This window comes from Sciscionella marina DSM 45152, assembly GCF_000379465.1.
Classification (GTDB): Bacteria; Actinomycetota; Actinomycetes; order Mycobacteriales; family Pseudonocardiaceae; genus Sciscionella; species Sciscionella marina.
Genome location: NZ_KB905380.1, coordinates 718,138 through 731,123, shown reverse-complemented (window position 1 = coordinate 731,123; position 12,986 = coordinate 718,138). Strand labels below are relative to the sequence as shown.

Annotated in this window: 11 protein-coding genes; 5 read left to right on the top strand and 6 right to left on the bottom strand. The window is 68.0% G+C overall.

Annotated features, from left to right (window positions below; all coding sequences use genetic code 11):
* Window positions 1-6: 6 nt before the first annotated feature.
* Entirely contained in the window at window positions 7-2,289 is a 2,283-nt protein-coding gene (locus A37U_RS0103460; protein WP_020495216.1) for a molybdopterin cofactor-binding domain-containing protein, read from the bottom strand.
* A gap of 115 nt (window positions 2,290-2,404) precedes the next feature.
* Between A37U_RS0103460 and A37U_RS0103455 the strand changes: the two genes are divergently transcribed.
* Window positions 2,405-2,908, top strand: coding sequence for a polyadenylate-specific 3'-exoribonuclease AS (locus A37U_RS0103455; protein WP_020495215.1), 504 nt, complete (start codon window positions 2,405-2,407; stop codon window positions 2,906-2,908).
* A gap of 88 nt (window positions 2,909-2,996) precedes the next feature.
* Complete coding sequence (locus tag A37U_RS0103450) at window positions 2,997-4,022, top strand: 6-phosphofructokinase (RefSeq protein WP_020495214.1); 1,026 nt, start codon at window positions 2,997-2,999, stop codon at window positions 4,020-4,022.
* 109 nt (window positions 4,023-4,131) lie between these two features.
* On the opposite strand, the gene A37U_RS0103445 is transcribed toward A37U_RS0103450, so the two are convergent.
* The gene (locus A37U_RS0103445) at window positions 4,132-5,001 is read right to left on the bottom strand and encodes an alpha/beta fold hydrolase (RefSeq protein WP_020495213.1); all 870 of its coding nucleotides are present in this window, start codon (window positions 4,999-5,001) and stop codon (window positions 4,132-4,134) included.
* 164 nt (window positions 5,002-5,165) lie between these two features.
* The gene (locus A37U_RS0103440) at window positions 5,166-6,056 is read right to left on the bottom strand and encodes a helix-turn-helix transcriptional regulator (RefSeq protein ID WP_026196832.1); all 891 of its coding nucleotides are present in this window, start codon (window positions 6,054-6,056) and stop codon (window positions 5,166-5,168) included.
* 454 nt (window positions 6,057-6,510) lie between these two features.
* Between A37U_RS0103440 and A37U_RS0103435 the strand changes: the two genes are divergently transcribed.
* Entirely contained in the window at window positions 6,511-7,314 is an 804-nt protein-coding gene (locus A37U_RS0103435) for an SDR family oxidoreductase (RefSeq protein WP_020495211.1), read from the top strand.
* Window positions 7,315-7,547: 233 nt separating this feature from the next.
* On the opposite strand, the gene A37U_RS0103425 is transcribed toward A37U_RS0103435, so the two are convergent.
* Window positions 7,548-7,775, bottom strand: a complete 228-nt coding sequence (locus A37U_RS0103425; RefSeq protein ID WP_020495210.1) for a hypothetical protein — start codon at window positions 7,773-7,775, stop codon at window positions 7,548-7,550.
* Between the two features lie 166 nt (window positions 7,776-7,941).
* On the opposite strand from A37U_RS0103425, the gene coaE reads away from it, so the two are divergent.
* On the top strand, window positions 7,942-9,141 hold the full coding sequence (gene coaE, locus A37U_RS0103420) for a dephospho-CoA kinase (protein WP_020495209.1): 1,200 nt from the start codon (window positions 7,942-7,944) through the stop codon (window positions 9,139-9,141).
* Here coaE and A37U_RS48050 read toward each other — a convergent pair.
* Window positions 9,138-10,169 (bottom strand): CE1 family esterase, encoded by a 1,032-nt coding sequence (locus A37U_RS48050; protein WP_020495208.1) that lies wholly within the window; start codon window positions 10,167-10,169, stop codon window positions 9,138-9,140. The genes coaE and A37U_RS48050 overlap by 4 nt on opposite strands.
* Window positions 10,170-10,179: 10 nt before the next feature.
* On the bottom strand, window positions 10,180-10,659 hold the full coding sequence (locus tag A37U_RS0103410) for a ribonuclease FAU-1 family protein (RefSeq protein WP_051111569.1): 480 nt from the start codon (window positions 10,657-10,659) through the stop codon (window positions 10,180-10,182).
* Between the two features lie 102 nt (window positions 10,660-10,761).
* Between A37U_RS0103410 and uvrB the strand changes: the two genes are divergently transcribed.
* Window positions 10,762-12,930 carry an excinuclease ABC subunit UvrB gene (gene uvrB / locus A37U_RS0103405; RefSeq protein ID WP_020495206.1) on the top strand — a complete coding sequence of 723 codons (2,169 nt, stop codon included), beginning with the start codon at window positions 10,762-10,764 and terminating at the stop codon, window positions 12,928-12,930.
* The last annotated feature ends 56 nt before the right edge of the window (window positions 12,931-12,986 follow it).

Below are 12,986 nucleotides of genomic sequence, written 5' to 3'. Positions count from 1 at the left end.
GACTCCTTAGAAGGTGTGTTCGAGGCCGTCGGTGGGGGACTGGGGAATCGGCGGGACGCGGGGGAGCGGTTCGAAGCTCAGCGTGCCGTGGTTGATCGGGAACGAGGTGGGCATCGTCCCGGTGGCCCGGCCGTAGGCGCAGGCGACCGCGCCGACGGTGGCGGCGACCCCGAGTTCGCCCGCCCCACCGGGTTCCTCGGTCGTCTTCGGCATGACGAACACCCGCACATCCAGCGGGGTGTTCCACTGCCGGGTGTAGAAGAAGTTGTCCCAGCTGCCTTCCAAGGGCAGGCCCCGGTCCATGTGCAGGCTTTCGGTGAGCACCAGGCCGATTCCGTCGTTGACGCAGCCGAGCATCTGCGCCTCGAGTCCGCGCGGATTCACCGGAACACCCACGTCGACGGCCACCGTGGCCCGCATGACGCGGGGCCCGGTCACCCCTTCCTCCTCGACCGGCCGGTGCACCGTCTCCGGGCGGCAGTCGATTTCCACGAGCACCGCGCAACAGCTCTTGTATTCGACGTGGATGCCGATTCCCTGAGCCGTTCCGGGTGGCATTTCCTTTCCCCATTCACCGAGTTCGGCCACCTTGTCGAGAATCGCGCGGACGCGCTCCTCCTTGGCGAACGACCGGCGCAGTTCCAGTGAATCCTTGCCGAGCTTTTTCGCGAGCATTTCCACCGCGATCTCGCGTGCGCCGGTGACATTCGGCGAATACACGTTGCGCATGCTGCTGGTGTGGAATTTCAGCGGCACCTCGTGCAGGGTCTGGTTCGTGATCCCGAAGTCGTACGGCATCGCCTGCGTGGTGAGGAAAAAAACCTGATTGAACGTGAGATCGGCGACCGGGAGTTTGTCGAGCATCGAGGTGATCGCATCACCGAATCCGTGGCCGAGATCCAATTGCGTCGCCATATGCCGCTGCTCGTAACTGAGCACGTTCTCGCCGGAATGGTTCAGCCGGATCTTGGAGGTGGACATCGGGTGCACCCTGCCGTGCCGGAAATCATCGGTGCGGTGCCACATCAGTTTGACCGGTTTGCCCATCGCCTTGGAGGCCTCGGTCGCCTCGAGCGCGGCGTCGTGGAACAGTTTGCGGCCGAAGGAACCGCCGCCCTGGACCACGTGCACCCGCACCGCGGTCGGCAACAGGCCCGCCTTGGCCGCGATCTCGTTGTGCGCCGGGATCGGTGCCTTGAGCGCGGCCCAGATCTCGGCGCGATCGGGGCGCACGTCGGCGATCGCGCAGTTCGTCTCGAGTGCGCTGTTGCTGGCGAAGGCGAAGTCCACCTCGAGGTCGATGGTCTCGGCGCCCGGCATCGGTGGCGGCATGGGCGGGGTGATGGCGCGCAGTTCGGCGCGCACGCTCGCGTCGGTTTCCCCGTCGACCGTCCCGCCCCGCCAATCCACCCGCAGCGCGCGCACCGCGTCGATGCAGTGCGTCGTGGTGTTCGCCCGGACCGCGACCCCGGTGGAGATCACCGCGATATCGGTGACCCCGGGCATCGCGCGGACCTCGGCCAGATTGCGCACCGAGCCCACGCCTGCGTTGATGTGCGGTCCACGGCAGACCATGGTGGGCAGCGCGCCGGGCACCCGCAGATCCATCGTGAACTGTTTGCGCCCGGTGACCGCGTCATGGGCGTCGATCCGGCTCTGCGGGGTGCCGATCAGGCTCGGCCGCTTCTTCGGTTCCGCGCTCAGCTGCTTGGTGCGGGTGCCCGCGGCCGCCTTCGCGAACGAGCCCAGTGGTGCGCTCCGGCCGCCGGGACCGGAGATGACCCCTTCGGTGATGGTGAGCCGGGAAGCGTCGGTTCCCCATTGCCCGGCCGCTGCGTCGAGCAGGGCGAGGCGGGCGATCGCCGCGGCGGCGCGCACCGGATGGTAGATCGAGTGCATGCTGTTGGATCCGCCGGTGAGCTGGTTGCACAGCAGCTCGGGGCGCGCGTCGGCGAGGGTGACCCGGACCTTGTCCATGCCGATGTCGAGTTCCTCGGCGATCAGCATGGTGACCGCGGTGGTGATGCCCTGACCGACCTCGGCGCGCGGCAGTGCGAAAGAGACGGTGCCGTCGGCCTGCACCCCGACCGCGACCAGTCCGGAGGTCGGTGCCGCGGCCAGATTGAGCAGATCGGAGAGATCGAGGAGATCGGCGATCTCCGGATTCGAGGGAAGTGCCGCCGAGGCTTCGCCGGGCATGGCGAATTCCTCTCCGACCGGCACGGCGACCGCGAGGGTGGGGGCAGCGAGCAGGTATCCGAGAAAGCGGCGTCGGCTGTGACCAGCCATTTCCGGTCATCCTCTCGACTTCATCGGCGAGAGTGGGAGCCTCGCATACCGGACATGTGTCAGCAAGTGGAACGCAGCAGAATCCCCGCGCACCGGGATACGTACTCTCTCTGGGGTGCGATATTTCTACGACTGCGAGTTCATCGAGGACGGGGAGACCATCGAACTCGTCTCGGTCGGAGCCGTCGACGAGAACGGGAGAGAGTTCTACGCGGTTTCCACCGAGTTCGATCCGGACCGCGCCGGATCCTGGGTGCGGGCCAATGTCCTCGGCAAGCTGCCGTCGCCGGGGGACAAGGCGTGGCGTTCCCGGGAACGGATCCGTGCGGACTTCCACGCCTATCTGACCGAGCCGGGGGAACCGGTCGAACTGTGGGCCTGGATCGCCGCCTACGATCACGTCGCGATCGCCCAGTTGTGGGGCGCGATGCCCGCCCTTCCGCGCGAGATTCCGCGGTTCACCAGGGAACTGCGGCAGCGCTGGGAGGATGTGGGGCGCCCGAAACTGCCGTACCCGCCCGCGGACGCGCACGACGCGCTCGCCGACGCGCGGCACAACCTCGCCCGGTGGAAGGTCATCGAGCAGCGCCGTGCCGAACTCGGCTATCCGGTCCGCTGAGTCGGCTCGGCGCGCTCACCCTCCTCGGCGCGCCGTGCCGAACCGATACAGTGAGCGGTGTCATAGCGGCGAAGCGCGAGGAGCGAATATGCGGATCGGTGTGCTCACCGGTGGCGGCGACTGCCCCGGCCTGAATGCGGTGATCAGGGCGGTCGTCCGGAAAGGGATCGAGGGACACGGCTGGGACATCCTCGGATTCCGGACCGGCTGGCAGGGCCCGATGGACGGTCTGACCAAACCACTCGGCCTGGACGAGGTCGAGGACATCCTGGCCAGGGGTGGCACGATCCTCGGTTCGAGCCGTACGAATCCCTATTCGGTCGAGGGCGGTGTGGACCGGATCCGCGCGGTCGTCGCCGAACACGGGGTGGACGCGCTGATCGCGGTCGGCGGGGAGGACACGCTCGGGGTGGCCAAGCGGCTCACCGATGACGGGATCCCGGTGGTCGGGGTGCCCAAGACGATCGACAACGACCTCGCCGCGACCGACTACACCTTCGGTTTCGACACCGCGGTGCACATCGCCACCGAGGCCATCGACCGGCTGCGCACCACCGCCGAATCACACCACCGGGCCCTCGTGGTCGAGGTGATGGGCAGGCACGCCGGATGGATCGCGCTGCACTCCGGGCTGGCCGGTGGGGCGAACGTCATCCTCGTCCCGGAGCGGCCGTTCTCCATCGAGCAGGTGACCGAGTGGGTACAGCGCAGGTTCGAGCGCCAGTTCGCCCCGATCATCGTGGTCGCCGAGGGAGCGGTGCCCGACGGCGGCGCCGAGGTGCTGCAGACCGGGGACCGCGACGCTTTCGGGCACGTGCGCCTCGGCGGGGTCGGCAACTGGCTCGCCGAGGAACTCGCCGAGCGGACCGGCAAGGAATCCCGCGCGGTGGTGCTCGGGCACGTGCAGCGCGGCGGCACACCGACCGCCTACGACCGGGTGCTCGCCACCCGGTTCGGGCTGAACGCGGTGGATGCCGTCGCGGAAGGGGACTTCGGGGTGATGGTCGCGCTGCGCGGCACCGAGATCACCAGGGTTCGGCTCGCCGAGGCCACCGCCTCGCTCAAGACGGTGCCACTGGAGCGTTATCGGGAAGCCGAGGTCTTCTTCGGCTGATCGTCTGGAATTGTCGCCGAAACCGCGCGGAATCACAGTTGATGCCAGGGAATCGGCGGCCGCCAGGTCGATGCGATCGGGTCCTGAGACGGCAGGCCGGTGGCGGCGGTCAGCAGGTGTCGTCGAGAACCTTTCGCAGGGTGTGGGCGAAGGCCTCTGGTCGGCCGGCGTAGCCAGGCTCTCCGTCGAGGAAGCCTCCGTGGTGGCTGGGGAATACCGTCGCCTGTCGGCCGAGCAGTTCGGCAGTCGCGATCGCGGTGCGTCCCGTGACGGTGTTCAGGGATTCCTCGCCCACCGCGATCACGACCCGGGTCGGCGCAGCGGCCAGCGCGTCGACGTCGGGGTGGTAGCTGGTGATCGCCCGGGATCGGTCGGAGAGTAGCGGGTCTGCGCGGGAGCCGTCGTCTTCGGTCGGCAGCCCGAACGCGGCGGGATCCGGCGCGGGCTGGGCAACGTAGTCGTCAGTGAACTGGCCCTGCCACGTCGTCATGGCGATGAAGGTCGCCATACCGGCGCCCCAGCCCCGGGAGACGTAGGTGTCCCGATAGTGGGCTCGAGCGCGCTCGGCGGCCGTGGCGTCGGGGAGTACCGGGAGTAATGGTGGCTCGTGAGCCACCAGGATGGTCACGTCGCCGGGGTACCTCGCCACGAGGGCGAGCGCGGTCACCGCGCCGCCACTGCTCGCGAACATGTCGACTCGTCCTGCGCCGAGCACGTCGATGAGGGCGTGCACGTCGGCGGCCTGCACCTCGGGCGCATGATCGACCCGTCCGTCTTTACGGGTGCTGCGGCCGAGACCGCGCGGGTCATAGGTGACCACGGTGCGGTCGCGGAAGTGCGACGCAAGCGTGGTGAAGCCGCTGGCTTCCATGGGTTGGCCGATCATGACCAGTGGTGGACGACCGTCGGCGGGTGGCAGCGAGCCGTGGACGTCGTAGGCGAGGTCGACTTCGGGGGTCTCGAGCACGTGGGTCGTCATGGCCGTCTTGACCTCTTCCGTGTGGGGAATTCATCGGTGCCCTCAACCACTGGGTGTGTCGCTGCGGGTCCGTCGGCGCCGGTGAAGAGCCGACCGTGGGTCGACGCGGCGGCGGCCGGACGATCGTTCAACGTTGACTCAGATGGACTGAAAAGGTCGGCATATCAGCCGAGTGCTTGAATCTCGGTCGCCAGCTTCTCCTGGCTGGCCGCCCACGACGCCAATAGGGCCAGACCGTCCGCGGTCGCCGTGCCAGTGGGCGCGGTGTAGACGTTCAGGCGCAGGCCGGGGTCGGCAGGCAGCTCCATCGACTCGACGTCCAGGTCGAGCTGGCCGACGACCGGATGGTGCACACGCTTGCGTCCGGACCGGTGGAGCCGGACGTCCTGAGATGCCCACCGCTGCCGGAACAGTTCACTGCTTGTCGCTAATTCACCGACCAGGGCGATCAGGTTTTTATCGTGCGGATTGCGGCCGGCCTCCATGCGTAACTTCGCGGCCACATCGCAGGCGATTCGGTCATAGTCGACGAAAAACGTACTAGCCGCTTCGGGATCCAGATATACGAACCGCGCGGTGTTCGCCGGCCGTCGCGTGTCCGCCAGCATCGGTGAATACAGTGCGCGGGCGAGTCGATTCATGGCCAGCACGTCATAACGGCCGTTGCAGATCCAGGCCGGCGCATCGGCGATGGCGTCGAGCATCTGCTGAAGCGCCGGACGCACCGTCACGGCGGGTCGCCGGCGGCGTGGACCGCTGGGCGCCCTGGACTGCCGCGCAAGGTGGAACAGGTGATCGCGTTCGGCCTCGTCAAGTTGCAGGGCAGAGGCCAACGCGTCGAGCACCCCGTCGGAGGCGCCGGTGAGGCTGCCGCGCTCCATACGCACGTAGTAGTCGACCGATACCCCTGCCAGTAGAGCTACCTCTTCGCGACGCAGACCTTTGACCCGGCGGTTGCCGCCATAAGCGGCCAGTCCGGCCCGCTCCGGCGTGATCCGCGCGCGACGCGAGCTCAGGAATTCCTTGATCTCGGTGCGCAGATCGATCGTGGCCACCCCTTCACCGTAGGCCATGTCTGCAGGCAAAGGGAGGTTCTGCTGGTACCCCGACAGCTACGCCCCCTCACCTGCGGCATGCGCCCAACCCACAGGACAAGGGGGCATCGGCAGCACCGGTACAAGGAGGTCCTCCCCGCCGCCCGCGAGGCGGTTCTAACCTGCGGTGACCGGTTCCGGCCGAACAGTGGGAGCAACGGGCCGGATGACCTGTATTGAAGGAGCATCTCCAGCGCGGAAACGAAAACTTGGGCAGCACCTCGAAGGTTCAGCCCCGGGACTCGGTTGCCTGGGCATGGGTTTCATCCACGGTGCGCCCCCGGAGCCAGCCGAGGGCGAGGCTGCCCGGGAACCCGCCCCAGGCGCCCTGAACGAAAGCGCCGGCGACACTTCAGCCGTACCGGACTCGCGACCGTGTCAGCACATGCTTCCACGACAGAAGGGACGAAGACCCATGGCGGACAACCAGTTCACCACGCACGCCGACCTTTTCGATCTGAGTGGGAAGTACGCACTTGTCACCGGCGGCACCAAGGGCATCGGGATGATGATCGCGCGCGGCCTCCTGCAGGCGGGCGCCCGCGTCATCATCAGCTCACGCAAGGCGGACACGTGCGCGGAGGCACAGCATCTACTGTCCGAATTCGGCGACGTTCACGCAATCCCCGCCGACCTGTCCAGGCACGACGAGTGTCAGCGCCTCGCTGATCTCGTCAAGGTCGACTCGGAACGCCTGGACATCCTCGTCAACAACGCGGGAGCGATGTGGCGCGAGCCGCTGGAGGCGTTCCCGGACGAGGCCTGGGACGCAGTGATCGACCTCAACCTCAAGTCGCCGTTCTGGCTGGTGCAGGCGCTGCTGCCCGCACTTCGCAAGGCGGGCACCGCCGGTGATCCCGCGCGGATCATCAACATCGGCAGCATCGCCGCCATCCACGTTGCCGAGTCGCCCAACTACTCGTACGCCGGCAGCAAAGCGGCACTCCATCAACTCACCAGAGTGCTTGCCAGAGAACTGGGCCCACAGCACGTCACGGTGAACGCGGTAGCCCCGGGACCGTTCCCCTCGCAGATGATGGCGTCCACGCTCGATGCCGTCGGCGACACGATCGCGGCGAAGGCCCCGCTGCGCCGGCTCGGCCGCGACGACGACATGGCAGGTACCGCCGTGTTCCTTGCCAGCCGGGCCGGCTCCTACCTCACGGGCACCATCATCCCGGTCGACGGCGGCATCGCCACGACCGCATCAGGTACCTAGGCCGTCGGCGCGAGGCTTTTCCAGCGGCCGACGGGCCTTCGTGAACACCGCCGAGCCGGGTCTCAACGCCAGTCGTCGGAGCCTCCCCTGGATCCGGCCTCGGACCTCGGGGTGTGTCGTTACGGGGCTTCAGGAGCCGAGCAAGAGCGAATCGCTGTTCATGGCGGGGTACCGGCAGCAGCGCCCGGTCGATGATCGGTTGTGGGAGCTGCTCCGCCGCTGGGGAAGATCTGTTACCCGGCCGCCTGCGCGCGCGTCGGAGCCCAGGCGTTCTCGATCGCCGCGCGGGCGGCACGCTTGCGCAGCCCGGCGAGGCTGTGCTTGGCGGGAACCAGGATCGCGGTGAACCAGCTCCGGCGGAATTCGGCGAGCGCCTCGGCGACCTCGTGGTGCCGCACGCAGTGCACCAGGCCCGGTTCGCCGAGCCGGTGCCGCCCGCCGTTGTGGCCGTTGCCCTTCATCAGCCTCTCCCGTCGGTTACGCAGTTCGTGCGAACCCTACGGAACCGGGGTGCCGATACCGTGGACCTTCGCGGCGTGTCCCCGAAATTGGTATTGCGTACGCCTGGCTCATGCGGTACAGCCCGGGATCCGGGCGAATCCACGCGGCGGGTGAAAGACTGGGCCCATGTTGCGGGTTGGGTTGACCGGGGGAATCGGTGCGGGCAAATCGACGGTATCGGCGCGGCTCGCCGAACACGGTGCGGTGCTGATCGACGCCGATGCGATCGCGCGGGAGGTCGTGGCAAGGGGGACCGAGGGGCTCGATGAGGTGGTCGCCGAGTTCGGCACCCGGATACTGACCGAACAGGGGGATCTGGACCGCCCGAAACTCGCCGCGACCGTTTTCTCCGATGCCACCGCGCGGGCCAGGCTCAACGGGATCGTGCATCCGCGGGTGGGCGCGCGCACGGCGGAACTGATCGAGGGGGCCGCCGAGGACGCGATCGTGGTGCACGATGTGCCACTGCTCGTGGAGAACGGCCTCGCTCCCGCCTATCACCTGGTGATCGTGGTCGACGCGCCGGTGCCGCTGCGCATCGAGAGGCTGCTGGCGAGCCGGGACATGACCGAACAGCAGGCCAGGGAGCGGATCGAGGCGCAGGCGAGCGAGGCACAGCGGCGCGCGGTCGCCGATGTCTGGCTGGACAATGCGGGCAGCGCCGACGAAACACTGCGCGCGGTCGATGAATTGTGGGCCGACCGCCTGGTGCCCTTCGAGGCGAACCAGCGGCTCGGCAGGTGCGCCGAACCCGAGACGCCGCGCATCGTGGACTACGACCGGCGCTGGCCGGAGATCGCCGAACGGTTGCGGGCACGGATCACCTCGGCGGTCGGGGACTACCCGGTCCAGCACATCGGCTCGACCTCGGTGCCCGGACTCGGTGCCAAGGACGTCATCGACATGCAGCTGCTCGTCCCCGATCTGGACACCGCCGACCGGCTGGCGGGCGCGCTCGCCGGAATCGGCCTGCCCGCGCGCGAGGGGCAGTGGTGGGACAACACGAAACCCGGATGGGACGACGCGAACCCGGCGGGCGGGAAGGTGCTCAAACGCTTCCATGGCAGCGCGGATCCCGGCCGGTTCACCCACCTGCACGTGCGGGTCGCGGACGGCCCGGCCGCCGAGTGCGCGCTGTTGTTCCGGGACTGGCTGCGCGCCGACCAGGAGGAGACGGCGGCGTACCTCGTCCGGAAACGCGAGCTCGCCGACCGGCACGCGAGCACGGGGGAGTACGCGCAGGCCAAGGAACCCTGGTTCGATCGGGCCTATGAACGGGCCCGGGCCTGGGCGCGCCGTACCGGCTGGGTACCCCCGGAGAGCTAGCGGCGCACCTGGCTCAGCGAGAGCCACATCAGATCGTTCACGTTCAGCTCCGGGTCGACCTTGGCCGTCCGCAGCGGCCACTGGTGCTTGCCGCCGTCGAGGCGCAGCAGTTGCACCCGGGTCTGGCGCGCGCAGTTCTCTGCGGTGAGCAGGCTCGCCTTCGAGGTGAGCGGGATCGGGGGCAGCCGGGTGCCGCAGCGGTCCAGTCGCGCCCATTCGTTGAACGCGCTGAGCACCCCGTAGCCCCAGTATTTCTGTCCGCCGCCGTGGTACGGATTGGTGTGGTCACCGGTTCCGTCGACGGCGAACACGCTCACCGGTTCGCGGGGCAGGCAGCTGGCCGGCCTGGGCAGTCCGTGTGCTCCGGGAAGTCCGGCGCGCAGTCCGCTGATCGGCGCGATCGCGGCGATCCGGTCCGCCTCCGCGCAGGCATAGGCCGAGGCCATCCGTGCACCGCCGGAGAATCCGCTGAGATAGACGCGTTTCGGATCGGCGCAGCTGCTGCCGATCATGGTGTCGATGACCCGGGACAGGTAGCCGATGTCGTTCTGTGCGCTGCGCGCCGGCCAGTGCCCGCCGACCAGCGGCACTCCCGGAACGTTCCACGCATGACCCTTGCGGAACTTGATGGCGCCGTCCGGTGCGGCGATGGTGAACCCGAACCGGTCCGCGGTCGAGGTCAGTCTGCTCGTCTCGATCTGCCGCTTGCCGCTGCCTCCGGTGCCGTGCAACAGCACCATGGTCGGCACCCGGCCATGGCCGACCGCCTTGGCCGGTACGTACATCGTCGTCGGGCGCCCGCCGACATTCACCGTCGCCATTCCCGACCTACGCAGGGTGCACGGCATCAGCGGTGCCGCGGCTGGCCGGGCGGGAGCCGCCTGGAAATAGGACGCCTCGGTGATCGGCGCGGCCTGGGTACCGAGCACGGTGAGCCCGCCGACGGCGAGCGCGAGCGCGGCACCGAGCGCGATGCCGCGCACCGTGGCGCCGTGCGCAGGACGGCGCTCACCCCCGGACGAATTCATGTTTTTCAGTCTAGCGACCAGGCTGCGGCCACCGTCGCCAACTCAGCGTGATGTTCAGCGCGGCGAGCCAGGTCTCCAGATCATAGCCGTTCGCGGCGATTCCCTGGACTGTGGCGAACCCTGTACGCAGCACGGATTCCGCCTTTTCGGCGCTGATATGGCCAGCGGGAACGGCCGCGAGCAGCTCGTCGACATCCAGTACTTCGATCCGGTCGTGGTGATAGAGAGTGAGGTCCAGGTAAAGATCGGTCGAGCGCCACACCGCCCCGGAGCGTTCGATGTCCACCACGTCGAGATAGAAGTCCTGGAACTCGTGTCCCGGGTTGAAGTGGAAGTCGGTGATACGCAGATTCAGCTCGGGCAGCAGCCAGGACTCGATGTAGTGAAACTGCGGCCGCCCCGGTGTCGGGCGGGCGAGATACAGCCCGGACCGGGTCTCCTCGTAGCGGTCCACATCCCGGATGTGCCCTTTCGGATCGGTGTTGGTCATGGCCTCGGTGTCGAAGGACTCCACCTTCGGAGCATGGATCACGGCGTGAGGGTAGCGAGCACAACACTGAGCCGTCGAAAACTGTCGGTGGGGGCTCGTAGCATGGACGACGTGGCATTCGCGACAGAACATCCGGTCCTCGCCGTCTCCGAGTTCCGCCCCGTCGAGGAGGTGGAACGTACCCCTGGGACGTTCAGGGTGGTCAGCGACTACGAACCGGCGGGTGACCAGCCGCAGGCGATCGAGGAGCTCACCCGGCGGCTCGAGGCGGCCGAGCGGGACATCGTGCTGCTCGGCGCGACCGGGACCGGGAAGTCGGCGACCACGGCCTGGCTCGTGGAGCGGGTGCAGCGGCCTACCCTGGTGCTCGCGCCGAACAAGACCCTCGCGGCGCAGCTGGCCAACGAGCTGCGCGGGTTCTTCCCGGACAACGCGGTCGAGTACTTCGTCTCGTACTACGACTACTACCAGCCCGAGGCCTACATCGCGCAGACCGATACCTACATCGAGAAGGACTCCTCGATCAACGACGACGTGGAGCGGCTGCGCCATTCGGCCACGATGAGCCTGCTCTCCCGCCGGGATGTGATCGTGGTGGCGAGCGTGTCCTGCATCTACGGCCTCGGCACCCCGCAGTCCTATCTCGACCGCTCGATCCCGTTGCGGGTCGGCGGGGAGCTCGACCGTGACCACTTCCTGCGCGCCCTGGTGGATGTGCAGTACACCCGCAACGACATGGCCTTCGCGCGCGGGACCTTCCGGGTGCGCGGGGACACCGTGGAGATCATCCCGGCCTACGAGGAGCTGGCGATCCGGGTCGAGCTGTTCGGCGACGAGATCGACCGGCTCTACTACCTGCACCCGCTCACCGGGGAGGTGGTCAACGAGGTGGAGGAGCTGCGCATCTTCCCGGCCACCCATTACGTGGCCGGTCCGGAGCGCATGGAGAAGGCGATCGCCGGTATCGAGGCCGAGCTGGAGCAGCGGCTCGCCGAACTGGAGAAGCAGGGCAAGCTGCTGGAGGCGCAGCGCCTGCGGATGCGCACCAGCTACGACATCGAGATGATGCGCCAGGTCGGGTTCTGTTCCGGGATCGAGAACTACTCGCGGCACATCGACGGCCGCGAGGCCGGGTCCGCCCCGGCGACGCTGCTCGACTACTTCCCCGAGGACTTCCTGCTGGTCATCGACGAGTCGCACAACACGGTGCCCCAGGTCGGCGGGATGTACGAGGGCGACATGTCCCGTAAGCGCAACCTGGTCGAGCACGGTTTCCGGCTCCCGTCCGCGGTGGACAACCGGCCGCTGACCTGGGAGGAGTTCGTCGACCGTATCGGCCAGACGGTGTACCTGTCCGCGACCCCTGGCGATTACGAACTCGGTCAGGCCGGCGGCGAGTTCGTCGAACAGGTGATCCGCCCGACCGGTCTGATCGATCCGGAGATCGTTGTCAAACCGACGGAGGGGCAGATCGACGACCTGGTCGGCGAGATCCGGGACCGCGCCGACCAGGACGAGCGTGTCCTGGTGACCACGCTGACCAAGAAGATGGCCGAGGACCTCACCGATTACCTGCTCGAGCTCGGCATCCGGGTGCGTTACCTGCACTCCGAGGTGGACACCCTGCGCCGGGTGGAGCTGCTGCGTGAGCTGCGGCTCGGCGAGTACGACGTGCTGATCGGCATCAACCTGCTGCGTGAGGGGCTCGACCTGCCCGAGGTCTCGCTGGTCTCGATCCTGGACGCGGACAAGGAAGGGTTCCTTCGCTCGTCCCGTTCGCTGATCCAGACCATCGGCCGTGCCGCCCGCAACGTGTCCGGTCAGGTGCACATGTACGCCGACCAGATCACCGACTCCATGCGGTACGCCATCGACGAGACGAACCGGCGCCGCGAGAAGCAGATGGCCTACAACAAGGAGAAGGGCCTCGATCCGCAGCCGCTGCGCAAGAAGATCAACGACATCCTCGACCGCGTCTACACCGAGAACGAGGAGGAGGCCGAGGAGGTCGCCGTCGGCGGTTCCGGGCGCAATGCCTCGCGGGGCAAGCGCGCCGCGGGAGAACCCGGTGGCCGCAGCTCCGGGGTGTACGTGGCCGAGGACGTCAAGCACATGCCGCGCGCCGAGCTCGCCGACCTCATCGCCCAGCTCAACGAGCAGATGATGAACGCGGCGCGCGATCTGCAGTTCGAGCTCGCCGCCCGGCTGCGCGACGAGATCGGCGACCTGAAGAAGGAGCTGCGCGGTATGGACGCGGCGGGCGTGGAATAGCGGTCACCGGTCGCGCCCCGGCCCAGCGCCCGGTTGATCGCAGCCCGGTTGATCAG

Coding starts and splice junctions, on each gene's coding strand:
- uvrB (WP_020495206.1), top strand. CDS start 10,762: ATGGACGACGTGGCATTCGCGACAGAACATCCGGTCCTCGCCGTCTCC.
- A37U_RS0103445 (WP_020495213.1), bottom strand. CDS start 5,001: ATGACGACCCACGTGCTCGAGACCCCCGAAGTCGACCTCGCCTACGAC.
- A37U_RS0103460 (WP_020495216.1), bottom strand. CDS start 2,289: ATGGCTGGTCACAGCCGACGCCGCTTTCTCGGATACCTGCTCGCTGCC.
- coaE (WP_020495209.1), top strand. CDS start 7,942: ATGTTGCGGGTTGGGTTGACCGGGGGAATCGGTGCGGGCAAATCGACG.
- A37U_RS0103450 (WP_020495214.1), top strand. CDS start 2,997: ATGCGGATCGGTGTGCTCACCGGTGGCGGCGACTGCCCCGGCCTGAAT.
- A37U_RS0103425 (WP_020495210.1), bottom strand. CDS start 7,775: ATGAAGGGCAACGGCCACAACGGCGGGCGGCACCGGCTCGGCGAACCG.
- A37U_RS0103410 (WP_051111569.1), bottom strand. CDS start 10,659: ATGACCAACACCGATCCGAAAGGGCACATCCGGGATGTGGACCGCTAC.
- A37U_RS0103435 (WP_020495211.1), top strand. CDS start 6,511: ATGGCGGACAACCAGTTCACCACGCACGCCGACCTTTTCGATCTGAGT.
- A37U_RS48050 (WP_020495208.1), bottom strand. CDS start 10,169: ATGAATTCGTCCGGGGGTGAGCGCCGTCCTGCGCACGGCGCCACGGTG.